Annotated in this window: 30 protein-coding genes; 14 read left to right on the top strand and 16 right to left on the bottom strand. The window is 64.9% G+C overall.

What is annotated here, in order from left to right; all coding sequences use genetic code 11:
- Nucleotides 1-60: 60 nt before the first annotated feature.
- The 8 genes from BLV60_RS06900 to BLV60_RS06865 all read left to right on the top strand — a co-directional run bounded on the left by BLV60_RS06900 (nucleotide 61) and on the right by BLV60_RS06865 (nucleotide 5,944).
- Nucleotides 61-330, top strand: a complete 270-nt coding sequence (locus BLV60_RS06900; RefSeq protein ID WP_093052028.1) for a hypothetical protein — start codon at nucleotides 61-63, stop codon at nucleotides 328-330.
- 284 nt (nucleotides 331-614) lie between these two features.
- Nucleotides 615-884 (top strand): hypothetical protein, encoded by a 270-nt coding sequence (locus BLV60_RS06895; RefSeq protein ID WP_093052025.1) that lies wholly within the window; start codon nucleotides 615-617, stop codon nucleotides 882-884.
- Nucleotides 885-928: 44 nt separating this feature from the next.
- On the top strand, nucleotides 929-1,210 hold the full coding sequence (locus BLV60_RS06890) for a hypothetical protein (protein ID WP_093176717.1): 282 nt from the start codon (nucleotides 929-931) through the stop codon (nucleotides 1,208-1,210).
- Between the two features lie 168 nt (nucleotides 1,211-1,378).
- A complete protein-coding gene (locus BLV60_RS06885) occupies nucleotides 1,379-1,807 on the top strand; it encodes a hypothetical protein (protein WP_093052019.1) in 429 nt (142 codons plus the stop codon).
- A gap of 106 nt (nucleotides 1,808-1,913) precedes the next feature.
- Nucleotides 1,914-3,449 (top strand): GGDEF domain-containing protein, encoded by a 1,536-nt coding sequence (locus tag BLV60_RS06880; protein ID WP_093052016.1) that lies wholly within the window; start codon nucleotides 1,914-1,916, stop codon nucleotides 3,447-3,449.
- A 141-nt stretch (nucleotides 3,450-3,590) separates the two neighbouring features.
- Nucleotides 3,591-4,664: a putative FMN-dependent luciferase-like monooxygenase gene (locus BLV60_RS06875; RefSeq protein ID WP_093052013.1), complete on the top strand. Its 1,074-nt coding sequence runs from the start codon at nucleotides 3,591-3,593 to the stop codon at nucleotides 4,662-4,664.
- A gap of 10 nt (nucleotides 4,665-4,674) precedes the next feature.
- Complete coding sequence (locus BLV60_RS06870; protein ID WP_093052010.1) at nucleotides 4,675-5,319, top strand: CMD domain protein; 645 nt, start codon at nucleotides 4,675-4,677, stop codon at nucleotides 5,317-5,319.
- Nucleotides 5,320-5,332: 13 nt separating this feature from the next.
- Nucleotides 5,333-5,944, top strand: a complete 612-nt coding sequence (locus BLV60_RS06865; RefSeq protein WP_093052006.1) for an alkylhydroperoxidase domain protein — start codon at nucleotides 5,333-5,335, stop codon at nucleotides 5,942-5,944.
- Nucleotides 5,945-6,063: 119 nt separating this feature from the next.
- Here the strand turns inward: BLV60_RS06865 and BLV60_RS06860 are convergent, their stop codons facing one another.
- Together BLV60_RS06860 and BLV60_RS06855 are read right to left on the bottom strand one after the other, a co-directional pair.
- The gene (locus BLV60_RS06860; protein ID WP_093052003.1) at nucleotides 6,064-6,405 is read right to left on the bottom strand and encodes an RcnB family protein; all 342 of its coding nucleotides are present in this window, start codon (nucleotides 6,403-6,405) and stop codon (nucleotides 6,064-6,066) included.
- 534 nt (nucleotides 6,406-6,939) lie between these two features.
- Nucleotides 6,940-7,512 carry a tetratricopeptide repeat protein gene (locus BLV60_RS06855; protein ID WP_176928729.1) on the bottom strand — a complete coding sequence of 191 codons (573 nt, stop codon included), beginning with the start codon at nucleotides 7,510-7,512 and terminating at the stop codon, nucleotides 6,940-6,942.
- A gap of 510 nt (nucleotides 7,513-8,022) precedes the next feature.
- On the opposite strand from BLV60_RS06855, the gene BLV60_RS06850 reads away from it, so the two are divergent.
- Nucleotides 8,023-8,676: a hypothetical protein gene (locus BLV60_RS06850; RefSeq protein WP_093051997.1), complete on the top strand. Its 654-nt coding sequence runs from the start codon at nucleotides 8,023-8,025 to the stop codon at nucleotides 8,674-8,676.
- 22 nt (nucleotides 8,677-8,698) lie between these two features.
- On the opposite strand, the gene BLV60_RS06845 is transcribed toward BLV60_RS06850, so the two are convergent.
- The 5 genes from BLV60_RS06845 to BLV60_RS06825 are packed head-to-tail and all read right to left on the bottom strand — an operon-like array spanning nucleotide 8,699 to nucleotide 12,407.
- On the bottom strand, nucleotides 8,699-9,232 hold the full coding sequence (locus BLV60_RS06845) for a DUF4286 family protein (RefSeq protein ID WP_093051995.1): 534 nt from the start codon (nucleotides 9,230-9,232) through the stop codon (nucleotides 8,699-8,701).
- A gap of 14 nt (nucleotides 9,233-9,246) precedes the next feature.
- Nucleotides 9,247-9,774 (bottom strand): carboxymuconolactone decarboxylase family protein, encoded by a 528-nt coding sequence (locus BLV60_RS06840; RefSeq protein ID WP_093051992.1) that lies wholly within the window; start codon nucleotides 9,772-9,774, stop codon nucleotides 9,247-9,249.
- Nucleotides 9,774-10,733 (bottom strand): Bug family tripartite tricarboxylate transporter substrate binding protein, encoded by a 960-nt coding sequence (locus tag BLV60_RS06835; protein ID WP_093051989.1) that lies wholly within the window; start codon nucleotides 10,731-10,733, stop codon nucleotides 9,774-9,776. The genes BLV60_RS06840 and BLV60_RS06835 overlap by 1 nt, the downstream gene beginning before the upstream one ends.
- A gap of 37 nt (nucleotides 10,734-10,770) precedes the next feature.
- Complete coding sequence (locus tag BLV60_RS06830) at nucleotides 10,771-11,571, bottom strand: SDR family NAD(P)-dependent oxidoreductase (RefSeq protein ID WP_093051986.1); 801 nt, start codon at nucleotides 11,569-11,571, stop codon at nucleotides 10,771-10,773.
- A complete protein-coding gene (locus tag BLV60_RS06825) occupies nucleotides 11,568-12,407 on the bottom strand; it encodes an amidohydrolase family protein (RefSeq protein ID WP_093051983.1) in 840 nt (279 codons plus the stop codon). Before BLV60_RS06825 ends, BLV60_RS06830 begins: the two co-directional genes overlap by 4 nt.
- Before the next feature lie 70 nt (nucleotides 12,408-12,477).
- On the opposite strand from BLV60_RS06825, the gene BLV60_RS06820 reads away from it, so the two are divergent.
- The gene (locus tag BLV60_RS06820; protein WP_093051980.1) at nucleotides 12,478-13,398 is read left to right on the top strand and encodes a LysR substrate-binding domain-containing protein; all 921 of its coding nucleotides are present in this window, start codon (nucleotides 12,478-12,480) and stop codon (nucleotides 13,396-13,398) included.
- Here the strand turns inward: BLV60_RS06820 and BLV60_RS06815 are convergent.
- Genes BLV60_RS06815 through BLV60_RS06785 form a run of 7 tightly spaced genes read right to left on the bottom strand, consistent with a single transcriptional unit; the run spans nucleotide 13,380 to nucleotide 19,836 of the window.
- Nucleotides 13,380-14,366 (bottom strand): TRAP transporter substrate-binding protein, encoded by a 987-nt coding sequence (locus BLV60_RS06815; RefSeq protein ID WP_093051977.1) that lies wholly within the window; start codon nucleotides 14,364-14,366, stop codon nucleotides 13,380-13,382. The genes BLV60_RS06820 and BLV60_RS06815 overlap by 19 nt on opposite strands.
- A gap of 31 nt (nucleotides 14,367-14,397) precedes the next feature.
- Nucleotides 14,398-15,102, bottom strand: coding sequence for an ABC transporter ATP-binding protein (locus tag BLV60_RS06810; RefSeq protein WP_176928755.1), 705 nt, complete (start codon nucleotides 15,100-15,102; stop codon nucleotides 14,398-14,400).
- On the bottom strand, nucleotides 15,095-15,826 hold the full coding sequence (locus tag BLV60_RS06805) for an ABC transporter ATP-binding protein (protein WP_093051971.1): 732 nt from the start codon (nucleotides 15,824-15,826) through the stop codon (nucleotides 15,095-15,097). The genes BLV60_RS06810 and BLV60_RS06805 overlap by 8 nt, the downstream gene beginning before the upstream one ends.
- Entirely contained in the window at nucleotides 15,823-16,866 is a 1,044-nt protein-coding gene (locus BLV60_RS06800; RefSeq protein ID WP_093051969.1) for a branched-chain amino acid ABC transporter permease, read from the bottom strand. The genes BLV60_RS06805 and BLV60_RS06800 overlap by 4 nt, the downstream gene beginning before the upstream one ends.
- Nucleotides 16,866-17,744 carry a branched-chain amino acid ABC transporter permease gene (locus tag BLV60_RS06795; protein ID WP_093051966.1) on the bottom strand — a complete coding sequence of 293 codons (879 nt, stop codon included), beginning with the start codon at nucleotides 17,742-17,744 and terminating at the stop codon, nucleotides 16,866-16,868. The genes BLV60_RS06800 and BLV60_RS06795 overlap by 1 nt, the downstream gene beginning before the upstream one ends.
- A complete protein-coding gene (locus BLV60_RS06790) occupies nucleotides 17,741-18,988 on the bottom strand; it encodes an ABC transporter substrate-binding protein (RefSeq protein WP_093051963.1) in 1,248 nt (415 codons plus the stop codon). The genes BLV60_RS06795 and BLV60_RS06790 overlap by 4 nt, the downstream gene beginning before the upstream one ends.
- Before the next feature lie 59 nt (nucleotides 18,989-19,047).
- A complete protein-coding gene (locus BLV60_RS06785) occupies nucleotides 19,048-19,836 on the bottom strand; it encodes a putative hydro-lyase (RefSeq protein WP_093051961.1) in 789 nt (262 codons plus the stop codon).
- 169 nt (nucleotides 19,837-20,005) lie between these two features.
- Here BLV60_RS06785 and BLV60_RS06780 point away from each other — a divergent pair, with 169 nt between their 5' ends.
- The 4 genes from BLV60_RS06780 to BLV60_RS06765 are packed head-to-tail and all read left to right on the top strand — an operon-like array spanning nucleotide 20,006 to nucleotide 23,549.
- Nucleotides 20,006-20,935, top strand: a complete 930-nt coding sequence (locus BLV60_RS06780; protein WP_093051958.1) for a LysR family transcriptional regulator — start codon at nucleotides 20,006-20,008, stop codon at nucleotides 20,933-20,935.
- A gap of 35 nt (nucleotides 20,936-20,970) precedes the next feature.
- Nucleotides 20,971-21,735: a 5-oxoprolinase subunit PxpB gene (gene pxpB, locus BLV60_RS06775; protein WP_256328886.1), complete on the top strand. Its 765-nt coding sequence runs from the start codon at nucleotides 20,971-20,973 to the stop codon at nucleotides 21,733-21,735.
- Complete coding sequence (locus BLV60_RS06770) at nucleotides 21,732-22,745, top strand: 5-oxoprolinase subunit C family protein (protein ID WP_256328885.1); 1,014 nt, start codon at nucleotides 21,732-21,734, stop codon at nucleotides 22,743-22,745. The genes pxpB and BLV60_RS06770 overlap by 4 nt, the downstream gene beginning before the upstream one ends.
- A gap of 51 nt (nucleotides 22,746-22,796) precedes the next feature.
- Nucleotides 22,797-23,549, top strand: coding sequence for a LamB/YcsF family protein (locus BLV60_RS06765; protein WP_093051954.1), 753 nt, complete (start codon nucleotides 22,797-22,799; stop codon nucleotides 23,547-23,549).
- Nucleotides 23,550-23,610: 61 nt separating this feature from the next.
- Here BLV60_RS06765 and BLV60_RS06760 read toward each other — a convergent pair whose 3' ends face one another.
- A complete protein-coding gene (locus BLV60_RS06760; protein ID WP_256216838.1) occupies nucleotides 23,611-23,901 on the bottom strand; it encodes an FmdB family zinc ribbon protein in 291 nt (96 codons plus the stop codon).
- Nucleotides 23,870-25,282 carry a dihydropyrimidinase gene (gene hydA, locus BLV60_RS06755; protein WP_093051948.1) on the bottom strand — a complete coding sequence of 471 codons (1,413 nt, stop codon included), beginning with the start codon at nucleotides 25,280-25,282 and terminating at the stop codon, nucleotides 23,870-23,872. The genes BLV60_RS06760 and hydA overlap by 32 nt, the downstream gene beginning before the upstream one ends.
- Between the last annotated feature and the right edge of the window lies 1 nt (nucleotide 25,283).

The raw sequence follows: 25,283 nt of genomic DNA, 5'->3' as shown, positions 1-25,283 counted from the left end.
GAAGCCGAACGTTCACACCCGCTTCTTCGGATTGTCATTTGGGCGCGCCACCATGCGCGGATGGCTGGTCAACTTATCTCCATCGCCCTGACAGTGGATCAACACGACGAGGGCGACTATTTCTGGGTGCTGCTGGAATCCTTCGACAACTCGATGGAGTTCGAACCGCTGATGGAGGCGGCCAAGGGCTTTCATACCTACGCCGAGGCGTTGCAGGCGGGCTACACCGTGCTGCGCGGCCTGTCGGAAGACCTGAACGTCGGCCCGCGCGAAGAGGTCGACGAATCGGTGTTCGCTGAAGAAGACGACGCTGTCGGCGAGCTCGACTAGCGGCGCATCCCCCCAATCTTTCGCTGTCGGCGCGCAGAAGTTGGTCGCGCCGAAATTTGCGCCCGCCTGCGCGCCTATACCGATTGACGGAACCCACAAACATGGGTGGTGTTAGCCAATTGGCGGATGTCCAATGGCTGTCAGCAAGCGTAGGCTCTGACCGACACGTATCCCCGTGGCCATGCGGAGACAGTGCATCACTGCATGTCGCAGGTGTCGCGGCCGGTGGGCGTGTCCTGTCAAGACAGCCGCCGATGCGAGCCACAAGAAAGTCGGGGAATCAAATGGTCGAGTATTTCCGGGTAGGACTGCCCTACATCCGTGTGCGTTTCAAAGTGCCCGCGCGACGCGGAAGCCGTGTCGAGCTCAACGGCAGATTCGGTGTCATCACCGGTGCCAGCGGGGAACACGTCCTGGTCAAGTTCGACGGCGAGTTCGCCGCGGCAATTGTTCACCCTGTTGACCTCAACTATGTGGAGGCAGGGGAGGCAACAGAGCCGGTGAAGCTTCAGCCGTCGGTGCCGGGGGGCGCGGCCAGGCCTTGCGCCGAGTAGGGCGCGGCTATGCTCGGCGGCAGTGTTTGATGCAGCCGAATGAAATGAAGAAAACCAACCCACCGAAGAAAACCAGCAGCTACGACATCAAGAAGCAATGGCACTGGGGCCGCGCCATGCGCGAACTGCGCATCGCCGATTTCCTGAAAGACGGGCGGGTTCTGGTGCCGGGCGAATACACCGGCGAAGGGCCGGCCACCGACGACGGCACGGGTGCGCTGCGAACTGTGGGCGGCATCCAGGTCGGGGCTGCCGACTACGCGACGGGAATGATGTGGGTGGGCCGCAAGCTGCGTGAGGGCGATCTGCCTGCGAAGCCCGACTGATCGCCCCTAATTTGGTCGCCGCGGCGGTGCAACCGAACACACGGCAGTCGCTGAATCGACTGCCCAAGCAGCCGCAGACTGGTTAACAATGGCAAAGAACTGTATATTCGTACAGTATTTTGGCCGCAAGCCTTGTTCAGCGCGGTACGCGCTTGGGGGCGATGAACCATGAACCAGTTTGAGCTTTTCTTCCCGCGGGTCGCAGCAAAGGCATTGCCCATCGCACTGTCGCAACAAGCGCCGCCGCCGCCATTGCCGCAAGAAGATCGCGAGGAGCCGTTCCAGTTCGAAGACGTCGAGGTCGAGGCGCGTGTCACGTACGCCGTGCGGCTAGCCGACTATCCGCACCCGGCAGCCGATGCCGTGAAGGTCGCCGAGCAGCGCTTCCGGCGCGAGATCGACCGGCAACTGGGCGCCGATGTGGTCGAGGCGCTGCGCGCATTCCAGAACGCGAGCGAATCGAGCGAAAGCGATCTGTCGAAGGCGGAGATCGCGATGGCCAAGCGCTGGGCCAAGGCCTACGACGCGGCGCGCACCGCGGGCTTTCGCGACCTGGGAGACACCGACGAGGCGTTTTTCGACGTGCGGCCGATCTGAGCCGCGCTGACGACCGCGCCTGCAGATTGCGCGGAGGGTGACGATTCGGTCGCAGCTGTGTCAAAGTCGGGCAAGGCTTCAGACATCACTGCTTCGAAAGCGCATCGTGTTTCGTCGACCATCCATCACCTTCCGGACGACGGCCTTCGTGGCCGTGGTTTGCCTCGCCCTCGTGGCGCTCGACGGCTTGAACAGCTGGCACTCGCGAAGGGTCCAGCTTCAGCAGATGAGCGTTGCGACGTCGAATCTCGCGCGTGCAATGGCACAGCAGGCAGACGACACGATCAAGCAGGCCGACACCGCGTTGGTCGGCATGGTCGAACGCATGGAATACGACGGCATGGGGCCGGCCGCCATCGAACGGCTTCGCAAGGTGCTCGCGATGCGGGTGGCCGAGCTCCCGCAGCTCGACGGGCTTCACATCTACGACAAGGATGGAAACTGGGTCGCAAACTCCCGGCAGACACCGCCGCAAAACCTGAACAACGCGAACCGGGAGTACTTTCTTTATCACCGCGAACACGAGGAGCGCGGACCGCACATCGGTGTGCCGGTGAAGAGCCGCGTCAACGGCAAACTGCTCATTCCCGTGTCACGGCGCATCAATCGCGCGGACGGCAGCTTCGGCGGGGTGGCGCTCGCGACGATCGACATCAGCTTCTTCACGAAGTTCTATGACAGCCTCGACATAGGCCAGGCTGGCGCAGTCGCGCTGGTTCTCGAGAGCGGGACGATGATGACTCGCCGGCCGTACAGCACCGACATGGTCGGAAGAAACATGCTGGACACCGGCCTCTACCGTTCGTACGTGACCCAGGGCCCGGTGGGGACGGCCGAAATCCTGTCGGCTCAGGACGGCATCACGCGGCTGAACAGCTTCCGGCGCCTCACCAACTACCCGCTGTTCGTTGCGGCGGCCCTCTCCAAGGACGAGATCCTGGCCGCCTGGTGGCGGGAAACGCTTTGGCATACAGGAGGCGTCATTCTCCTGGCATTGATCGTCGGTTTCGTGGGATGGCGGCTGGTGAAGCAGATGGAGCTGCGCAGCAAGACCGAGGCCGAGCTGCGGCGCGCACGCGACGCGCTGGAGACGCTCAACAAGACCCTGAACACCCTCGCGATGGAGGACGGCCTTACGGGTTTGGCAAATCGCCGGCAGTTCGATGTGACGCTCGACAACGAGTTCAGCCGGGCCATGCGAGACGCGAGCACCCTGGCGCTCATCCTGATCGACGTCGATTGCTTCAAGCAGTTCAACGACATCTACGGCCATACGGCCGGGGACGAGTGCCTGCAGACGATCGGCCGCACTATCTCGGGCCTCGCGTCCCGCCGCCCGGGAGACCTCGCGGCCCGCTACGGCGGGGAAGAACTGGCCGTGCTGTTGCCGAACACCGATGTGGCTGGCGCGGCCGTGCTGGCGGAAAGAATCCGCAGCGCGGTGCGCGACCTGGCAATCGTGCACGCCGGTGCTCCCGACGGCTTCGTGACGCTGAGCGCCGGAGTGGATGCGCTCAGCCCCTCGGTCACCCACGGACCGCCGAAGGAGTTGATTCAGTCGGCCGACAAGGCCCTGTACGCGGCCAAGATGGGAGGCCGGAATCGCGTTTGCACGGCGGAGATACGTCCGACGACGGCGTGAACGGCTTTCCGCGCTCCCGCTGCGAGGACAGGCGGCGATACACGCAAACCGCATAAACAAGCGCGAAATCCGGATTTCCCTGCGGACCGCATCACGGGCAAGACTCAAAGGCTTTCGACAACCCAGCCTTCTTCTCTTCGGATGCCCGGCACTTCTCACTCCCCGCGCCAGCTTCGCCTCGGCTTCTTCAGCCGCCTGCTCGACGACGCGACAGCTGCCGAGCGCTACCGTCTCGCCGCCGCGCAGATCGCCCACGCCGAGGCCTTCGGCTTCGATTCGGCCTGGGTGGCGCAGCATCACTTTCACGAACACGAGGGAGGGCTGCCGTCGCCGTTCGTCTTCCTGGCCTATGTGGCCTCGCGCACGAAGCGCATTCGCCTGGGCACGGGCATCGTCACGCTGCCGCTGGAAAACGCCGTGCGCGTGGCGGAGGATGCGGTCGTGCTGGATCTGCTCTCGCAAGGCCGGCTCGAGGTGGGCGTGGGAACCGGCGGCACGCCCGAATCTTTCGCGGCCTTCGGGCTGGATGGCAACGACCGTTCGGCCATCTTCGCGAGACAGCTTGCCGCGGTGCGCGCAGCGTGGGCCGGCAAGCCGCTGCAGGGCGGCGACATGCTGTACCCCGCGGGCTCGCCGCTGCTGGACCGCATCTGGCAGGCCACGTTCTCGGTGAGCGGCGGCACGCGGGCGGGGGAGGCCGGCGACGGCCTGATGCTCTCGCGCACGCAGCCGCGCCCCGAGCACGCGCCCGGCGCGTCGCTTGCCGACATCCAGAACCCGATCGTCGATGCCTACCTGGCTGCATTGCCGCCCGGCAGCACGCCGCGCATCGTGGGTTCGCGCAGTGTCTTCGTCGCGGAGACCCGCAAGGAGGCGCTGCGTCTGGCCGACATCGGTCTGCGCCGCTCGGCGGCCCGCTTTGCCGCTTCGGGACAGCTCGGCCTCGCAGACCGCGCTGGCCCTGATGCACCGCTCGAACAGCTGATTGCCGCGTACGACGTGCACGTTGGATCGCCCGACGACGTGATCGCCTCGCTGCGCGCCGACAGAACGCTCGCACGCGTGACCGATCTGGTCTGCCAGGTGCACTCCGTCGATCCTCCGCACGAGGCGATCCTGCGCTCCATCGAACTGACCGCCACCGTGGTCGCGCCGGCCCTCGGCTGGGCGCGCGATGCGAGCGTGTCGGACCTTCAATCCCTTGCACTTCTCTAGGCTGGATTTCATGAACGCCACCGTTTCTTCTTCTGCGTCTGCTGTGCCTGATGTCATCGACCGGCTCGTCGGCATCGAGCCGGGCAGCCACCTCGACCAGATCCGCGTGCAGCGCGAGCAGGCGCGTACCCATGCGCAGCAGAGTTATCTCTCGCTGTTCGCGCCGACGCCGCCCGTGTTCGGGCATTTCGAAATCGCAGACCGGTTCGCCGTTGCGGCCTTCGTCGCCGGACTGCATGGGCAGGCCGACGTGGCGCGCTTCTATGCCGATGCGCTGGCGGGGCAGGGCGCTCGTGCCGGGGTGGCGGAGGCCATCGCCATCGAAACGAAGCGGGGTTCCACGCAAGGGCCGTACGGGCGCTATCCCGCAGGCCCGCTCAGCGCCGAAGATGCCCCTGGCCCTTCGTATGCGGTGGGCGCCGCGCAGCGTCCGGTGCTTGGCGAGCGGCTTTCGGCCGGCCTCGTGCATGCGCACCTGTTGGTCTTTCACCCACGCGATGCAAGCCCGGTTGCGTTGCAGTCTCTGCTCGATGCAGGGTGGTCGAGCACCGAGATCGTGACCCTGTCGCAGCTCGTCGCCTTCCTTGCATTCCAGATCCGTGTCGTCACCGGCCTCAGGGCGCTGGCGCAACGCCCCGTCACCCTTGTCGATTGACCCGAGGAACACCATGACTGCCGAATCGGCCCTGAGCCATCCCCACAACACGCACCCGAATGCCTTCACGCAGGCGCAGCTCGAATGGCTGCCCTGGCTCGAACCGCTGCCCGAGGCCGAGCTGACCGAGCGGCATTTCGCCGGGCTGGTGGACGCATCGCGCGCCAAGTCGCCGTACTTCCGCCTGCTGGCGCGCGACCCGGACATATTGGGCGCGCGCACGCGCACCGACAAGGACATCTTCTACAACCCCGAAGCCGGCCTGCCGCGCGCCGAACGTGAACTCTCAGCCGCCGCGGCCTCGCGCTACAACGGCTGCATCTACTGCGCCTCGGTGCACGCGCGCTTCGCCTCGCATTTCTCGCAGCGCACGGACGATGTGCAGCGCCTGCTGGACGAAGGCGTGAAGGCCGACCTGGGCGAGCGCTGGAATGCGATCGTGGCGGCCTCGGTTGCGTTGTCGGCTACGCCATCTGCGTTTGGCGCGGAGCACATCGAGCAACTGCGTGCGCAAGGCCTGGACGACCTCGCGATTGCCGACGTCATCCACGGCGCGGCGTTCTTCAACTGGGCCAACCGGCTGATGCTGTCGCTGGGCGAGCCGCAGGAGCGCGGAGGAGATTGAGTCACGCCAAAAGACTCAGGAGCCAGTTGAAGAGTTGACCGATGGCGACCATTGCCGCCCATAAAGCCCGGAGTGCGTCCAGCAAGTTCACCGCCCTGCAATGCAACAGATGCGTTGTTTCAGCGAGGACCAAAACCTGGCCCCGGCCCGCCATGGCCGCCATGTCCAAAAAATGCAGCCAGGAAGGTCGCAGCGATGATTCCGGTGGCTACGGCCACGAGAACATATTGCCCGTCGACATAGCGCCAGGCATAGCCCTGTGGAGGCGCGTAGAGACCTCTGGACTGCCAGTCGCTCACGACATACACCTCGCCTTGATACCCGGGCGGCAGGGGCGAGCCAGGTGCCAGGACCACATTGGTGGCAACGGGCGTTGGTGCGACCACGCAGCCACCGAGAGTGGATGCGGCAACGACGGCGGCCATGGAGACCGTAGTGAGTTTCTGGGTGATGTATCGCATGTTGGTTGAGCTCCTTTGAACAACGGAGGCTCAGCCTATGCCACCACTTGGGCCGAAATTTGGAGATGGGATGAGAGGTGCTGCTTGACCGGTCTCCCGGAGAGGGGATTCAAGGTCGATCTGAAGGCCGCGACAAAGCCCCGGTGTCTGTTCCCAGCCCCAACGCGGCGAACCTCACAGTCACTATCTACAAACGCACGTTGAATTGATTTCGTTGGTTTTCCAGCTCGGTCCGACGTACTTCTCTCCCTCCAGAACTCCGACAAGTGGCTTGCACTGAGCAGTGCAAGCGTTGCGGCGCTTTTCACCAGCTCGATCCGGGGAGACTCCGAAATAGAGAAGAACTCCGACCCAAACTACCGCCACGCTGCTGAACACAACGAGCCTTCGCCACTTCACAAAAAAATCTCTCATGGATGACTTGCTAGGACTGTAGCGACGGGACTCACGACGAGGTTGGAGGAAGAGGGCCTTAATCTACTTCTTCGACGCGAATCACGGCCGCGTGAGCATTGTTGTGCGGCAGAGCAAGGTCTAGGAGATCAAAAGATCCGAATCGTCATTGACCATGGAGACCATGAAGCCCCAGCACACTGCGGCAAGAATCTCCACGAGCCCGATAGGCTGCCAAACAATACCTCGTCTGCCGCGCAGATCTTGAAGACCCAGTTCTCGCAGCGCGAAGGCATGACCATGCATCGCAGCTTCTTTCAGGACTTCATAGGACCGCTGAAGATCGCGTGAAACGCCTTTGCCATGAGCCAACGAATAGCCGACACGAAACATCGAGGGCAGATGTCGCTTTTCTGCGCCCATCGCATAGAAGCGATGGGCCTTCGCATGTTCGCCAGCTCGCGTCAACCAACGGGCGAAGTAGAAGCAGCCCAGCGGATGCCCGTGAACTGCTGCTCGCTCGTAGTAGGCAGCAGCTTGGCTCTCGTCTTTCTCGCAGCCAACCCCTTGAGACAACATCCAGGCTACAAAAACCTGGCTTTCGACATGCCCTTCGTCTGCCTGCACTTGATAGAGATCAAAGGCCAGATAAAGCAGGCCGTCCGCGTATGCCTTGCGGGCGGCGACCAGTTTTTCTTCGCGGTCTGCATGCATGCGTTCAGGGCCTTGTCTCATCGAGTCGCTTCGGCAACCGGTCCGCAAACAGTTCTACGGCCGGCATCTGCAGATGCATTGGCCGACTTTGTCGGGCACACAGATCGTGCCGCAATGACCGGAACAAGCGTAACGACATGCTCAATGAGGCAATCAAAAGTCCTTTTCTGGTTTCTGTGATTGCTCCTCGAAAGGATTACTTTGACCTCCTTGAGACCTTGTCGAAGGCCTCGAGGTCGCACCTCACAGGACGGCAGGTATCGTTTTACAGAACTCCCGCACAGACTCCACGTTGGTTTCGATGGGGGCGCGCACACTGCCTCTCGACAGTGGTTCGGCGCTGGTAGAGGCCAGGGAGAAAAAAGCCGCTCAGGGAAACCGCCTCGATGCCGACCGCTGTCACTTTTCTTCTCATACTCAGGCGCTGCCCCAGCGATAGATGAAGCGCCGATGCCGACCTCTTCCATGCCGCTTGGATAATGCGGTCTTTGTGTCAGCAGCAAAGCAAGAATGAGTGCCGCGGATTTCCTTTTCTCTCCCGAAGTACAGAAGCTCCTCATGGTCCTGTACGCGGCGCCCGATCAACAGTTCTCGACGAGTGAGCTTGCACGGCGGGCGAAGCTGGAGGAGGCCGAGACCGCCCTCACCGTGGAGCATCTCGTCCGCAGCGGCATCGTGAAGCGACAGGCGGCGAAGGCAGACCAGGGCGATACCGTTCAGGTCAATCGCTCGTTCGTCTTCCACAACGAGCTGCGGAACATCGCGCTGAAATCGTTCGCTGCGGCAGAACCGATCCGCGCCATGCTGCGTTCCAAGTTCAAGGACTCGGTCGTGCGCGCGTTCGTGCTGGGAGAGGACGTGCAAGGCACTGTGGAACTGCTGGTCGTGCATGGCCGGCTGGTCCCTGACGAAGCCACCATGACGACAGCTTGTCAGAAGTTGTCGAAGACCATGGGCCGCCACCTCAAGGTGCATGTCATCCCGATCACCAGGCTCAACGGCATGTCGCCGCGCGACCCGTTGTCTTCGAAGCTCTCCGCGACCACCGTGCATGAGGTCGTCGCGCTCGGAGATACCAAGGCGGCACTGCCTGTCGAACGGAGCAGTCTTTTGCAGGCGGCCAGGAAGAAGCTCGCTACGCTGGCCAGACCATCCGCGCGATAGGCTTCGGCGATGCGAGCCGTGCTCAGCGTGTGGCCGACAGCCGACGAAACATGGTTCGCCCCGTGTTCCGGAAAGCGGGGCGAACCCGCGAGCTCCAGGGCGTTGCACGCACGGCCAGCCACTCGGGGCTGCCCAGGGTCTCGGCGCCCGCGAGGTCGTAGCAGGCGTAGTAGCGCGGCGAGCCTGCGGTGTCGATGTACCGGGCCGCTCGGATGGTCCCCGGCACGGCGGCCAGTCCGGGCAGGTGTTCCTGCGCGTACCAGGCGTTGAGGTCGTCCTCGAACTCGGGAAGCACGTCCGTTTCCACAACATAGTGGTGCGAAGCAACCTGGCCGGCCGACGCGCCCTGTACCTCCTGCAAGCAGGCGAGCCGTTTCCACTCGCCGGCAACACCCTGGGGCGTGAGCACCGGCGGCGTGTTCCCTGCCGCGTAGAAATAGACCAAAGCGCCATTCATTGCCTGCCATGGCTGAACTCCAGGCAGCAGCGTTCGGACCGGCGCGAGCGGCTGTTCGGCCATGGATGTGTCGGACTTGAGAAGCCATAGATCCTGCATTCCGGGCTCCTCGTTCAATGCGCGACGTTCAGGGCAACCAGCAGGCGCGACACCATGTTGTAGGCCGCCACTGTCGCCACGATTTCCACCACGCCCTTGGGGTCGAAGTGCTGCTGGATCCGGCTCATGAGCTCTTCCGGAACCACGATCTCGCGGGTCATGGCATCCGTGAGTTCGAGCACCAGGCGCTCCAGCGGTGCGAACACGCCGGGCAGCACCTCCTGCCGGACGGCGTCGATCTTCTCCGCGCTGACGCCTGCCTTCTGTGCATGCGGCACGTGCGCGTCGTACTCGAAGCTGGCGGCGTTGAGAACGGCGACCCGAAGGATCATCAGCTCGCGAAGATCGGCGGGTACGCCAGTCTGGTTGCGAACCGCCGTGAGCATGCGCTCCCAGCCCGAGGCGATCGGTTCGCTGTTGAGGAGCACCTGATAGAGCAGCGACACGCGACCGCGCTGCGCCATGATGCGGGACTCGATCTCGGCCAGCTCGGGGCGTGTGCCGGGCTGTACGAGGGGTACGCGGACAGGGGTGGTCGTCATCACTCGGCCTTGATGTTCTTGGTGTGGATCAGCTTCGCCCACTTCTCGGTGTCCCGCTTCTGGATGGTCGCCAGTTCCTGGGGCGTGGACCCGGCAGGCTCCGTGCCCGTCTTCAGCAACTTCTCGCGCACGCCCGGGTTGGCCAGTGTGTTGCGCACCGCCTTGCTGAGTGCCTCGACGATTTCGGGCGGCGTCTTCGCAGGCGCAAACAGCGCATACCAGTTGTTGGTGTCGACGCCCCGGATGCCTTGCTCCTCCAGTGTCTTCACGTCCGGCAAAGAAGGGTGCCGCTTGTTCGAAGCCACACCCAGCGCCTTGAGCCGTCCACCCTGCAGGTGTCCAAGCAGCCCGGGCACGTCGCCGAAGAATCCGCCGATCTGGCCTCCCATCAGGTCCGTGATGGCCGGTGCCGCACCCTTGTAGGGGACATGAAGCAGCCTGGCGCCGCTCGAATCAGCCAACTGCTCGATTGCCAGATGCGGAATGCTGCCCGTGCCGGAGGAGCCCATCGGCGTTGCTTCGGCGCGCTTCTTCGTTGCTGCCACGAAGTCGGCCGCGTCCTTGGCCGGGTTGCTCTGCTGGGTCACCAGCAGTTCGACGTTGTTGACGACCAGCGAGACCGGCGCGAAGTCGCGCTGCATGTCGTAGGGGAGCTTCTCGTACAGCGAAGAATTGATCGCAGCCGCGCCGACGCTGGTGAACCACAGCGTGCCGCCATCCGGGGCCGACTTCATGACGTCGACGGCGCCGATCGCGCCGTTGGCGCCGGGCTTGTTGTCGACGATGACCGTGCGGCCCAGCTCCTTGCCGAGCTGTTCGGAGAGGATGCGGGCGACCGAGTCGACAGGTCCCCCGGAGGTGAAGGAAACGACGATCCGCGTCGTCTTCGGCTGTGCATGGACAGCGGGCGCCAGCGCCATGGCAAATGCTGCCGCGAGCAGGATGCGTTGGATGGTCATGAATGTCTCCGTCTTTTTTTTGGGGGCAACTCGAATCTCAGTCGCAGCGCGCGGTCATGCCGCCGTCGACGATCAGTTCTGTGCCGGTGATGAATCGTGCCTCGTCGCTGGCCAGGAACAGTACCGCGCTCGCCGTGTCCCGGCCATCGCCCATGAAGCCGAGTGGAATGCGTTTCTGGCGCTGGGCCAGCAGTGCGTCGACGTCGCCGCCCGCGCGCTGCTTCGCCAGGCGTGTTTCGACCATCGGCGTGTGCAGCTGCCCCGGCACGACGCTGTTGACCCGGACACCCTTGGCCGCGTGCTGGACCGCGATCACGCGCGACATCTGGATGACGCCGGCCTTGGTCGCGGCGTACGCCACCTGCGCGCTGCCGGTCCAGCGCAGGCCGGAAGTCGAAGAGATGTTGACGATCGAGCCCGCGCCTTTCGCCAGCATCGTGGGAAGCACATGCTTGCAGGTCAGGAACACGCTCTTGAGGTTGGTGTCGACCTGCAGATCCCATGTCTCTTCGGGCAGTTCCACCGGCCCGCCCGCTGCGGACCCTCCCACGTTGTTGACGAGGACGTCGATGGTCCCGTATGCGTCCAGGCACGCGGCCGCCATGGCCGCCACGCTCTCGCTGTTCGTGACGTCGCAGACCCATGGCGTGATCGACGCGCGGACGTCACCGGCCAGCTCGAGCGTCTCGTCGAGCCGGGCGCGATCGCGATCGACCGCCAGGACCCTGGCGCCCTCCTGGGCGAGGCGCACGGCGATGGCGCGGCCATTGCCCCAGCCGGCGCCGACGCAACCGGCACCGGTCACGATGGCGATCTTGTTCTCGAATCGGAGGCTCATGGCTTGTCTCCAAACTGATAGAGGCGTTCCGGATTGCCGACCAGCAGCGCATGGCGCGCAGATTCCGTGGGGGCGATCTCGGCAATGAGGTCGACAAGTTGCTGCTCGTCGGGAATGGGGCCGGCGTGGTTCGGGTGCGGCCAATCGTTGCCCCATACGACCCGGTCGCCGAACTCGGCGACCAGCGTTCGGGCAAAGGGCTGGGCGTCGGCGTAGGGCGGGCCCAGCCGCGTGATGCGGTCCATGCCGCTCACCTTGGCCCAGAAGCGCTCATCCGCCATCAGGCGCAGCAGCGCCTGGAAGTCCGGCTGGTCAAGACCCAGCGCCGCATCGATGCGCCCGATGTGGTCGATGACCACCGGCGTGGGCGAGCGACGCAGTGCGGGCGCCAGGTTCGTGAGCAGCGCGGGATCGCCGTGAATCTGCAGATGCCAGCCAAGCGGCGCGAAGCGGCCCGCCAACGACAGCACTTCCTCCATATCCGCGTGCCGGCCGAGGTGGCCCATGAAGTTGAAGCGGACGCCACGAAAGCCCGCGGCGTGGAGTCGCTCGAGTTCTGCGTCGTCGACGTCGGTCGGCAGCAGGGCGATCGCGCGGTAGCTCGAGGGCCGCGACGCAACGGCGTCCTCGGCGGCGCGGTTGTCGAAGCCGTGGCAGGTCGACTGCACGACCACGCAGCGTCGCAGGCCGAGGCGGTCGTTCAGCTCATACAGGGCTTCCTTGGGCGCATCTGTTTCGGGAATGAAGGCGGCGTCCGGGGCGTAAGGAAAGCGCGCGCCGGGCCCGAGCACATGACAGTGGGCGTTGCAGGCGCCTGGGGGAAGGGGGAAGGTCATGCAGGCAGTTTCCCCACCGATAGTCACCGGCGTAAGGACAACATGCCTATATCAGCTATGCTGAATTTCTATGGAGTTGCGCCAGCTTCTGTATTTCGTCACCGTGGTCGATGCCGGGAGCTTCAGCCGCGGCGCGGTGGCGCTCAACCTGGCGCAGCCCAGCTTGAGCAGGCAGATCGCCTTGCTGGAGGCAGATCTCGGGCAACGCTTGCTGGTGAGAACCGGACGCGGCGTGACCACGACGGATGCAGGCGCTGCGCTGCTCGTTCACGCACGCGCGATGCTGGACATCTCCCGCCGTGCCCGCGACGAATTGCAGGAACTGGACGAGAGTCCCGGCGGCCGTATCGTGGTCGGCATGCCGCCGCGGGTGGCCCTGGGCTTGAGCACGCCCCTGATCCAGCAGTTTCGGGAGAGGTTTCCGCGCGCCGTCATCACCATCCTCGAAGGCCTGAGCGTCTCACTGCGCGAATCCCTGATCGCGGGGCGGCTGGATCTGGCGCTGCTGTTCGATCCCGCCGCTTCGCCCCAGCTGAGCTTTCAGCCCTTGATGCGCGAAAAGCTATTGCTGGTCGCGCCGCCCAAGAGCAAGCTGCCGGCTCGCGTCGGACTGGCGGCACTCGCGAACTACCCGATGGTGTTGCCCAGCGCGCCAAACGCAATCCGGCACCTGCTCGACTCCGTCCTTGGCCCGCGTCGCATCGAGCTCCAGGTGCTTGCGGAGGTGGGAGCTGTCCACACCGTGCTTGCGCTCGTTGCAACCGGGGTCGGGTGCACGATTCTTCCGGAGAGCGCCCTTGGCGCACCCGGCGGCGAGGCATTGCCGCGGGCGCCGATCGGGCCGCCCAGCATCTGGAATGCATTGGTGCTTGCGACACCGACCGCGCGTCCGGCCACCCGTCTTGTCCGCGGCACGGCAGAAGTTCTTCAGGAGCTGGATTTCCGGCGTTGCGAGACGGATCTGGGAGATATCTATCGCTTGTCGAAATAGGGAATGAAGACATCGTTGGCGGATACGCCTACTTGCTTCACCCAATCCAGCGAAAAACGTTCCCCGAGACGCTTGACGTCTCGACCGAAAAAATAGGAAGGTGATTCGATCTTCATGCCGCTTCGCTTCAACTCTTCCAGGGACTGAGCGGCAACCGATGCGCTGTTGGACCATCCGCGAAGTTCTGCCGCTGCGCTCGCGTTCTTCAATGCCTCGCGCAATGGGGCGCCAATGGCGTCCCATGCCTTCTTGTTGGCAAACACAATGTTCTTGGGAAAGAACGCATTGATTTCGTAGAAGTAGTGCATGGACTGCCATGCACGGCTTTCCACTCCAGTCACGGCGGACGTCATCATGCAGTCGATGCGTCCATCAGCGAGTGCCTTGTTGAGTTCGGTAGCTGGAACATCGACGGCTTCGGTGCCCATGAGCGTTGCGATCTTTGCAGTGTTTGCGTTGAACGTGCGCATTCGCATGCCACGCATGTCCCCCAATCCGCCAAGCGGTCGGGTCGAGTACAAGCCTTGCGGTGGCCACGGCACGGCATACAGAACCTCCAGTCCCCGACTTGCGAAGGCTTTCTCGATCAGGGGACGCTGAATTCGCCAGAGCCGAAGTGCATCGGCATAGCTGTCGGTGATGAATGGAACCGAATCTGCGCCCGCGATCGGAAGGTCGGCGACAAGACTGCTCATGATGACTTCGCCAGCTTCGACTTTTCCGTCCTGCACGGCGGATTGGATGGCGTTCAGCGCATACAGGGAGTTCTTGGGATAGACGTCGATATGAAGCTGCCCCTGCGTCGCGAGCTCAACATCCTTGGCCATCGCAATGAGATTGGCCGTGTGAAAGTTCTCCAGCGGGTATCCCGTTGCGATCCGCCAAACGGTTGCACCGCGTGCAGTGGAAAGAGCCCCCGCGCCGCACGCCAGCAGGGTAAAGGTACGACGAGTGACTCGATGGTTCATGAATGGCCTCGGTTGATGCTGCGAAGGGGGGTCACATGCCCAGATACACGCGACGTACTTCGGGGTTGTCGCGCACCTCGGCTGCCTTGCCTGACAGCATCAGTCGGCCTGTCTGCAGCACGTAGGCACGCTCCGCGATCTCCAGGCTTTCAGCCAGGCGCTGCTCGACCAGAAGCACGGTCACGCCCGCCTTGCGAATCGTCAGGACGGCCTCGAAGATTTCGTCGACCAGCTTGGGCATGATTCCTTGCGAGGGTTCATCCAGCATCAGAAGACGCGGCCGCGTCATCAAGGCGCGGCCGATGGCCAGCATCTGCTGCTCGCCACCCGACAGCGTCTCCGCCCGTTGCTTCAGGCGCTCCTTCAAGCGCGGAAACAGCGTGAACACCTGGGCCAGCGGTGCGTCGCGGTCTGCCTTCTTGCGGTGCAGGTAGCTGCCCAGGCGCAGGTTGTCTTCCACCGACAGGCGCGGAAACAGCCGCCGGCTTTCGGGAACGAACGCCAGCCCGCGTGCGGCGATCTGGTGGCCGGGCAGGGCATCGATGGCCTCGCCGGCAAAACGAACCTGGCCTGACTGCGTCTTGACCAGCCCGGCAATCGACTGGAGCAGTGTCGACTTGCCGGCGCCGTTGGCACCGGCCACGACGACGATTTCGCCCTCGTTCACGGACACCGAAATATCGGCGATGGCGACCATGCCGGCATAAGCCGTGGTCAGGCCATTGACTTCAAGCAGCATGGCGTGTTCCAAGGTAGGCGGAGATCACCGCCGGGTCGCGCACGACGTCGGCGGGGCTGCCGCTGGCAAGGACGGTGCCCAGGTTGAGGACGATGGCGCGGTCGACCAGCGGCATCACGATCTGCATCACGTGCTCGACCATGACCACGGTGATGCCCGCGTCGCACACGCGCCGGATCAGCTCGACGCCCATTTGCGCTTCGCTCGGCGTGAGGCCCGTGAGCACTTCGTCGAGCAGCAGCAGCTTGGGTTCGGTGGCCAGCGCCCGTGCAACCTCCAGGCGGCGCTTCTCGGGTGGCGTGAGTTCGCCGGTGAGGGTGCCGGCCGTGCGCGAGAGGCCGGTGAAGTCGAGCACCTGCAGTGCGGCCAGGCGAGCCGCCTTCGACGAGGCGTGGCGCACGAAGCCGCCGACCATCACGTTCTCCAGCACCGTCATGGAATCGAAGGAGCGCGGGACCTGGTAGGTGCGCGCAATGCCGAGCGCGCAGCGGCGCGTGGCCGGCAGTTCGGTGATGTCGCGGCCGTCGAAGCGGATGCTGCCCGAGGTCGGCAGATAGGCGCCGGCGATCAGGTTGAACAGGGTCGACTTGCCCGCGCCGTTGGGCCCGATCAGCCCGAGGATCTCGCCCCGGTGCACGCGGATGCTCACGTCACGGTTCGCGACGAGGCCGCCGAAGCGGCGCGTGACGTCGATAGTCTCCAGAAGAATGTCGATGCTCATCGTGCAGCCTCCCGGATCCGGGTCTTCCTGGCGAACAGCTTGATCAGCCCTTCGGGCTTGAGCAGCGCCACAGCCATGACGAGGCCGCCGTACAGCATCAGGTCGAGGCCGCCGCCGGAGCCGCCGACGTAGCTGCGCGTGAACTCCGAGAGCGGCACGAGAATCGCAGCGCCGAGGATCGGCCCCCACAGCGTGCCGATGCCGCCGAGCACCACGGGCAACACCATCAGCAGCGAGAACCGGAAGTGCATCACGCTGTCGGGATCGACGTAGGACACGAAGGCCGCATAGAAGCCGCCGCCAATCGCGGTGAAGAAGGCCGACAGCGCGGCGGCCGCCATCTTGGACCGGAACACGGTCACGCCGAGGCTTTCGGCAGCTTCGGGGTGGTCCTTCACGGCGCGCCACCAGTAGCCCCATTTCGAGCCTTCGATGAAGAAGGTCAGCAGCCAGGTCACGACGAGCAGCCCGAGCGCGAAGAAGATGTAGGGCGTCTTGTCGCGCGCAAACTGCAGCGTGGCCCAGCTGTCAGGGCCGAAGGGCCATTGGATGCCTGTTGCACCGCCGAGCCAGTCCCAGTTGTGGACGATCAGCAGCCCCATCTCGGCGATCACCAGGGTCGCGATCGAGAAGTAGTGGCCCTTCAGCCGGAAGGTGCCGTAGCCGAGCGCCAGGGCCAGCAACACCGCCAGCCCGCCACCGGCGAGCATGCCGAACCAGGGCAGCACGCCGTAGCTCACATAGAGCTTGCTGACCGCATACGCACCAACGCCGAAGTACAGCGCGTGCCCGAGCGAGATCTGGCCGCAGTAGCCACCGAGGATGTTCCAGCTCTGGGCGAGGGCGGCGTACATCAGCGTCAGCACGATCACATTGCGCAGGTAGGCGTTCTTCACCAGCAGGGGCAGCAGGGCGATGAGTGCGAACACCACCACCGCCTCGATGAGCTGGCGGCGCCGATGCCGGGTGACGCCGCCCAGCAAAGAAGACGACGAAGACGAAGAAGACGGCACGGCCGCAGGGGAAGATGGGATGGACATCAAAGCTTCCCGAACAGCCCCTGCGGGCGAAGAAAGATGACGACCAGGTAGAGCGCGTAGATGCCCATCGATTTCATGGCCGGCGGCAGGATGTTGGCAGTGAGGGCTTCGACCAGCCCGACGACGATGCCCGCGACGAGCGCGCCGAACACGCTGCCGAAGCCGCCGAGCGCGACGGTGATGTAGGCGATGGTCGCAAAGCCGGCTCCCACCTGGGGATGAATGGCATAAGAGGTCGCGAGCACCGCGCCTGCCACGCCGACCAGCGCCGCACCCAGGCCCCAGCCGAGCGCGAACACGCGGTTGCTGTCGATGCCGACCAGCGCGACCGCGCCCTTGTCCTCGCGCGTGGCCTCCAGCGCCCGGCCGAAGTCGGTGCGCGTCATCATCAGGTACAGGCCGCCGAAGGCGACCAGCGAGATGAGGCCACCGAAGATCTGCGACCAGGGCAGGAAGATGCCGCCGAGGTCGAGCGTCTTCGCGCTGAGCCAGGTGTGGTCGACATTGCGGAAGTCCGGCGTGAAGAAGAACTGCGCACCGCCCTGGATCAGCGTCGCCAGGCCGAAGGTGGAGAAGATCTGGACCATGCCCGTGTTGACCTTGGAGCGCATCGCATGCCGCACCACGCCTGCATAGACGCTCGCGCCGACGATGAACATGACGGCCGCCACCAGCGGCAGCGAGAGCACCGGATCGAGATGCGCGAACACCGCGAAGCCGAAGGTTGCGTACATGGCGAGCATGAGGAACTCGCCGTGGGCGAAGTTCACCACGTCCATCAGCCCGAAGATGAGCGAGAGGCCGGCGGCGATGAGGGCATAGATCAGCCCCATCAGCAAGCCGGTGGCCAGGATCTGCGGCAGGGCGGAGGCGGTCATGGGTTCATCGGCCAGACCGGCGTCGCGGTTGCGACTTCGAACGGAAACACCGTCGAGAACTTGCCTGCCTTGAACTGGATCAGCACGGGGCTGGCAAATGTGTTCTGGCCCGTGGCGTCGAACTTCACGCGCTTCCACGGCATGATGGTTTTCTCGCCGGGAATGTCGGTGGCGACCAGCGCTTCGCGGATCTTCTTCGGCTCGACCGATCTGGCGCGGTCTATGGCCTCCGCCAGCACCATCATCGCGGTGAACACCCGCGAGGTCTGGTCGTTGAGGTCGCGTCCGGCGCGCGCCTTGAACATGTCGTTCACGGCCTTGGCCGACGGCCGCTTGTCGCCCATGTCGGCGGAGAAGCTGGCGCGCGAGATCATGCCCTGGAGCTTGTCGCCCACCGATTCGAGCGTGGGCTTCTCGATATAGCCGGCCGCTTGCGTCACGAGGTTCTTTGGCTTGTAGCCGATCGACGCCATCGCATTGGTCAGCAGGATTGCGTCGCTGGTGTAGCTGGAGGGCAGCAGGACGTCGGGGTTGGCCGTCTTGATCTGCTGTGCCTCGGCGCTCAGCGAGGGCGAGTTGGCGCGGTACTTGATGTCGCAGGCGATCTTGTAGCCCCGCTCGTTGGCCAGCTTGCGCTGCACGGCGGACGAGTCCGTGCCGAAGATGGTGTCTTCGTAGAAGATGCCGACGCTGCCGATCGGCTTGCCCTTGCCCTTCATCGCATCCATGAAGTCGAACATGGCCTCGCTGAACATCTCGTCATGCGCGGAGGTGCGAAAGAAGTACTTCAGGCCGCGCCGGCTCAGGCTCGGGGAAGACGAGTCGGCGCAGAGATAGGGCACCTCGTAGCGCTCGCAGGTGGCGCTCACCGTGGCGGAGACGGCCGAGTGGAATGCACCCACGATGGTGCAGACGTTTTCCTGCGTGATCAGGCGTTCAGCCTCGGAGCGGCCTTTTTGCGGGTCGCCCTGGTGGTCGGCGTAGACCACCCGCACCTTTGCGTTCCCCAGGCCTGCAAGGCCGGCATTCCGGGCACCCGGCAGGTCGAGCGTGCTGGCGGTGTTGATGATTTCCAGTGCGGTGTCGATCGCGTGCTTGCTGTCCACGCCGACCTGCGCGCTGGACCCCGTCAACGGGTAGATCACACCGATGACGACCTCGCCTTTCTGGGCCAGGGCCTGGGTGAAGGCGCCGTTCAATGCCACGGTGCCGGCAATGCCAATGAGGGCTTGTCTGCGTTTCATGAATGAATCTCCGGTACTGCAGGGGTGAATCGGGGAGGAAGCGTGAAGGCGATGAAAAGTCAGAACACCGCGAGGTGGCTGTTGCGGACGTCCGAGACCAGCATCTGCCCAGGCTTGTGGGTGATTGCAAGTTTCGGGCGCGCTGTGCGAATTGCGCGTTGCGGTGTCACGCCGCAGGCCCAGAACACCGGCACTTCGCCGGGCCGGATCTCGGAGCGCTCGCCGTAGTCGGGCTGCTCGATGTTCCGGATGCCGATGGCCGCCGGGTCGCCGAAATGCACCGGCGCGCCGTGCACGCCAGGAAAACGCGATGTGATCTGGATCGCCCGGATGGCCTGCTGCGGCGTCATCGGCCGCATGCTCACGACCATCGTGCCGCCGAAGCGGCCGCTCGGGACGTTGGCGATGCTGGTGTCGTACATCGGCACCGTGGTGGCCTGCTCGATGTGGCGTATCGGCAGTCCGGCCTCCAGCAAGGCTTCTTCGAAGGACATCGAGCATCCGATGACGAAGCCGACCATGTCGTCGGTCCACAGTTCGCGCAGGTCGAGCACTTCGCCGGCCGGCTCGCCGTCGCGGAAGACGCAGTAGGCCGGCGCATCGGTGCGCAGGTCTACCTCGCCGAGTTCCGGCACGCGCCAGTCGCCGGGCTCGCTGACGCCGATCACCGGGCAGGCCTTCGGATTGAGGCGGCAAAAGCGCAGGAACTCTTCGGAGAATTCGCGCGGCAGGATCGCCAGGTTGCCCTGTGTATAGCCGGGGCTGTGGCCTGCGGTCGGGCCCCTGAAGCGGCCTTCCCGAATCTCGCGGCGCAGATCGTCAGGATTCATCCAGATCGTGGAGTTCATCGGGTTCTCGGGGGAAGTGAGCAAGGAATTTGCTTACTGTAGAAATCGCAGTGCACCGCGTCCATCGAGGAATTTGCGCGGGCACTGTTCAGAGAAATTGAACAGCGCACGCCCCACACCGGGGAATGAGGCTGCAACGTAGTGCGCTCGCGCACTGGATCAGGAGCAAGTGAACACCAAATTCATCGAGACCTTCGTGATGCTGGCCCGCATCTGCAGCGTGCGCCGCGTGGCGGAGCACCTCAATGCCACGCCCGGGACCATCTCGATGCGTGTGCGCAGTCTCGAGGAGGAACTGGGCGTCACGCTGTTCGACTACGACCACAAGACCATGCGCATCACGCCGGATGGCGCGCGCCTGCTGCGCCATGCCGAAGGTGTGCTGGAGGCAACGCGCGCCATCCAGGCTGCTGCGGCAAGCGGCAGCGCGATCGGCGGCCGCATCCGCGTCGGCGTGCTGGAGACGGCCGTGCATACCTGGTTGCCCGACTTCATGAAAGCGATGCGGACCCAACTGCCGCAGGTCGAAGTCGATCTCACGGTCGACCTCACCGTGGATCTGGCCGACCAGTTGATGCGGGGCACCCTGGACTTCATCCTGCGGGTGAGCAACGAGGTCGGCAGCAGTTATTCGGTCATGGAAGACCTGATGTCGTTGCCGATCCACTGGGTCGCCAGGCGCGGGCTCATCCCCAAGCGCGACGCACTGCGCAAGACACTCTCGCACCAGTTGCTGACGCAGGTGCGCGGTACGACACCGCACATCGCCGCGGTCAATCTCGCGCAGCAGCTCGCGGCGCGCCAGGGCATGGCGCAGGGCGATCTGCGCATCTCCGGTTCACCGTCGCTGGCGGCATTGGTGTCGCTGGTGCGGGAAGGCGTCGGTGTCGGCATCATCCCCGGCTTGCTGGTCAGGGAACACATCGAACGCGGCGAACTCGTGGTGCTGCCGTTGCCCGCGCCACCCTCACTCGGCGTGGCGCTCTCGCACCAGTCCAATGCGACGCCCATCGTGCTGCGCACCGCCGACATCGCGCGACAGGCGTGCAAGGCGTATTGCAGGCGTTGCGGCACCCAGTGGGTGCAGCACCTCGGCTGACTGGCATACCAAACTTGAAAATACCTTCAACCAACATGCAAGATGCAATGCCGGCGATTCCTCCCGGTCGGGCCAGCGGCTCTGCGCACCGTCTCACGGGCTGGCAAATCGAACCGGTGGGCGATCGATGCCTCCTGGTGCGCCTGGGCGATCAGGTCGGTGCAGAGACCAGTCGCACCGTGCAGAACGTCGCTGCATACCTGTCATCGGCAAACCTGCCCGGCGTGTTCGATGTGGTGCCCGCATTCACGACCGTGGCCTTGCACTATCAGCCGCTCGCATTCGCGCGACGCCAGGGGGCGGCGTCCCTTCAGTTGGCACGGCGCATCGAGCGGCTGCTGGGCCGTGACATTCCCACGCTGCCAGTGAACGACCAGGTGATCGACATCCCCGCCTGCTATGGCGGCGAATACGGTCCCGACCTGGAGGACGTGGCCCGGCGCTGCGGCCTGACGGCCGACGAAGTCGTCAGTCTGCATTCCGCGGCACCGATGTCGCTCTACGTCTATTTCTTCTCTCCGGGCAACCCGTTCTTCGGTCCGGTCGATCCCCGGCTGAAGGTTCCGCGCCGCGCGACGCCGCGCCTGCTCGTGGAGGCAGGGTCGGTCGCCATCGCCAACGGCATCACGTCCATCTACCAGACGGCGCTGCCCGGCGGCTGGAACGTGATCGCCCGTACCCCATGGAGCATGTTCGATGTGACGAAGACCCCGCCAACGCGGATGCAGCCCGGCGCCCGGGTGCGCTTCCATCCGATCTCGCCTTCGCAATTCGCGCAGATGCAGGAGCCCAGGTCATGACCCGGGGCTTGTTCGCGCACATGCAGGTTCTGCAACCGGGCATGTTCTCGGTGGTGCAGGACCTGGGGCGCCTGGGCCATCAGCATCATGGCGTTCCGGTGACCGGTGCCATGGACGAGTGGTCGCACCGGACTGCCAACATGCTGGTCGGCAATGCCGACGATGCGGCCGTGCTCGAATGCACGCTGACCGGCCCCGCCGTTCAATTCACCCGGGACACGCTGCTGGCCGTCTGCGGCGCGCAGGTCCGCATCACCGCAGGGGACCGGCCCGTTCCCATGGGTTGTGCCGTGCTGTTGCGCCGCGGCGTGACGCTGGCTTTCGGCGAGCGCAGCAGCGGCGCCCGGATGTACCTGGCGGTGCGCGGCGGCTTCGCGACGACGCCCGTGCTCGGCAGTCGCAGCACGTATCTGCCCGGAAACTTCGGCGGTCACGAGGGGCGGGCGTTGCGCAAGAACGACCGGGTGCCGCTCGCTGCGTCGGACCCGGATGCGCCCACGCTGGCGCTCGAGCGCATCCTGGTGCAGAGCGGCCTGCCGTTCGTGGCGGCAGCGCGCATCGACACCGAACTGCCGGACGGGTCGCCCGAAGGCGTTCGCTTCATACCGGGGCCGCAGTGGAACGCCTTCTCTGCCGAGGCCAGGGAGCGCTTTGTCAGCCAGCCCTTCGCGATCTCGTCGCGCTCCAACCGCATGGGCTACCGACTCGAAGGCCCCGGCCTGCAGCTCACGCAGCCGCTGGAGATGATTTCGGAGGCCACGAGTTTCGGCACGGTGCAAGTGCCGCCCGACGGCCAGCCGATCGTGCTGATGGCCGACCGCCAAAGCGCGGGCGGCTATCCCAAGATCGCCTATGTCGCGAGCGCCGACCTCCCGCGCCTGGCCCAGGCGCTTCCGGGCGCGTCCATCCGCTTCACTCCGGTGGCCCAGCATGCGGCCGAGCAGGCATGGCTCGATCTCGAAGACCGGCTGGCGCTGGTGCGGGAGATGGCCGCGCACGCGCTCGCCTGAGCCCGCATCGAGCCGCACGCGCCCACTTACAAGGAACAAGGAAACACAGCCATGCCATCGATCGACATCAACTGCGACATGGGCGAGAGCTTCGGCCCCTGGGTCATGGGGCAGGACCTCGAGATCCTCCCGCACGTGACCTCCGCGAACATCGCCTGCGGCTTTCATGCGAGCGACCCCGACACCATGCTGAAGACCGTGCGTGCGGCCATTGCCAACGGCGTGGCGCTGGGCGCCCATCCCGGCCTGCCGGACCGCCAGGGCTTCGGACGACGCGCGATGGACATGTCGCCGGCCGAGGTCTACGCGCTGGTGATCTACCAGGTCGGCGCGCTGCAGGGCTTTGCGCGGTCCCAGGGCGCATCGCTGCATCACGTCAAGACCCATGGCGCCCTCTACAACATGACCGTGCGGCAGCCGGCGCTCGCCGAAGCGGTGGCGCAGGCGGTGTTCGATTTCGATCCGACGCTGCAGCTCTTCGTGGCGAACAGGAACATGGCCCAGGCCGCGTGCGACAAGGGCCTGGCGGTGTGCTCCGAGGTCTTCGCAGACCGCAGCTACCAGGACGACGGCACGTTGACGCCGCGCTCGCAGCCGGGCGCCATGATCGAGGACGTCGAGCAGGCCATCGCACAGGTGCGGCGCATGGTGCTCGAGGGTGTCGTTCGCTCCGTGAACGGCGTGGACGTGCCGGTGACCGCCGACACCCTTTGCCTTCACGGCGACCAGCCCGGCGCCGTCGTGTTTGCCCGGCGAATCCGCGAGGCGTTGCTGGCCGACGGCATTGCCATCGCGCGGACCTGAGCGTTTTCCACTGCACGCCCTTGCTGCGATCGGCGCGGCCTGCCTGGTCCCGCCTAGAGGTTCAGGCACCGGCTCGCGGACAGCAGGCGCAAACGCCACTCTGCCGGAGTCGCCGATAGCTCGAACCGTCGCTCTGCGCCGCAGCATGCCTCAACTTTTCGCCGCTTCGCTGCCCACCCAGTGAAGCGGGCACGCTCAGCACGCGGCCGGACTCCGACCCGCATGCAGGGCAGGGCGCTGGCCGATCGAACAGGGCCATCGGCCGCCGTTCGACGAATGGTCCGCAGCGCGGGCAGGCGTAGTCGTAGGTGGGCACGGAGCTACCAGCCGCCCGATTCACCACGCGCCACATAGCGGCCGCTGCCGGTCTTGCCGAGCCATCGGTCGCCGTCGACGATGAGTTCGCCGCGCAACAGCACCTTCTTAACCTGTCCCGTTACGCCCCGGCCTTCGAACAGCGTGAAATCGCAGTTGCCGTGCTGCGTCTTCGCCGAGATGACGTGCGGCGCATCGGGGTCGAAGATCACCAGGTCGGCATCGCTGCCGACGGCGATCGTGCCCTTTTGCGGAAACAGTCCGAACAGCTTCGAGGGCGCCGTGGACACCAGCTCGACGAAGCGGTTGAGCGAGATGCGGCCGGCGCGCACGCCGCCGTCGTAGAGCGTCGCCATGCGTGTTTCCACGCCGGGTACGCCGTTGGGGATCTTCGAGAAATCATTGCGGCCGTACGGCTTCTGGTTCACGCGCCCCAGGTGCCCTTCCTTCATGCAGAAGGGGCAATGGTCGGTCGAAACCAGCTGCAGGTCGTCGGTGCGCAATGCGGTCCACAAGGCCTGCTGCGACTCCTTGGAGCGAAGCGGCGGACTCATCACGTAGCGCGCCAGATCGAAGTCTTCGCTGTCGTAGGCGCTGTCGTCGAAGAACAGGTAGTGCGGACAGGTTTCGGCAAACACCGGCACCCCCATGTCCCGGGCCTCGACCACATGCTTGAGCGCCTCCCTGGCCGAGAGATGGACGAAGTACACGGGTGCGTCGGCGAGCTCGGCGAGCTTGATGCCGCGATGCGTGGCTTCGCCCTCCATGATCGCCGGCCGTGTGAGCGCGTGGTACTTGGGTGCGGTGTGCCCCTGCGCGAGCGCCTCCTTGATGAGGAGTTCGATGATGGTCCCGTTCTCGGCGTGCAGGGCGATCATGCCGCCGTGCTGCCCGACCATGCGCATGGCCTGGAAGATGGCAGCGTCGTCGACCATCACCGAACCCGGGTAGGCCATGAACATCTTGAAGCTCGAAACTCCTTCATGCCTGATTGCGTGCTGCATGTCGGCCAGCACCTGGTCGTCCACGCCGGTCACGATGACATGGAAGCCGTAGTCGATGCAGGCCCCGTCGGCGCCCTTCGCGCGGGCCCGCTCGATGGCCTCGAGCACGCTCACGCCCTTGCGCTGGAAGGCGAAGTCCACGATCGTCGTGGTGCCCCCGAAAGCGGCCGAACGCGTGCCCGACTCGAAGCTGTCGCAGGTGGTCGAGTCGCCGAAAGTGTTGTCCATGTGGGTGTGGCAATCCACCCCGCCGGGCAGCACCAGCATGCCGGCGGCGTCGATGACCTCGACGTCGGCTCCGACATCGAGTGCGCGGCCAATGGCGACGATGCAGCCATCGTCGATCAGCAGGTCGGCGGTGTAGTCGTCCACGGCCGTGACGATGCGGCCGTTGCGGATGATCTTGCGGGTCATG

Origin of the sequence: Variovorax sp. YR634 (genome assembly GCF_900106655.1) — a bacterium.
Lineage (GTDB): Bacteria > Pseudomonadota > Gammaproteobacteria > Burkholderiales > Burkholderiaceae_C > Variovorax.
Note: the sequence above shows the minus strand (reverse complement) of the source record. Positions and strands in the feature narration are given on the sequence as shown.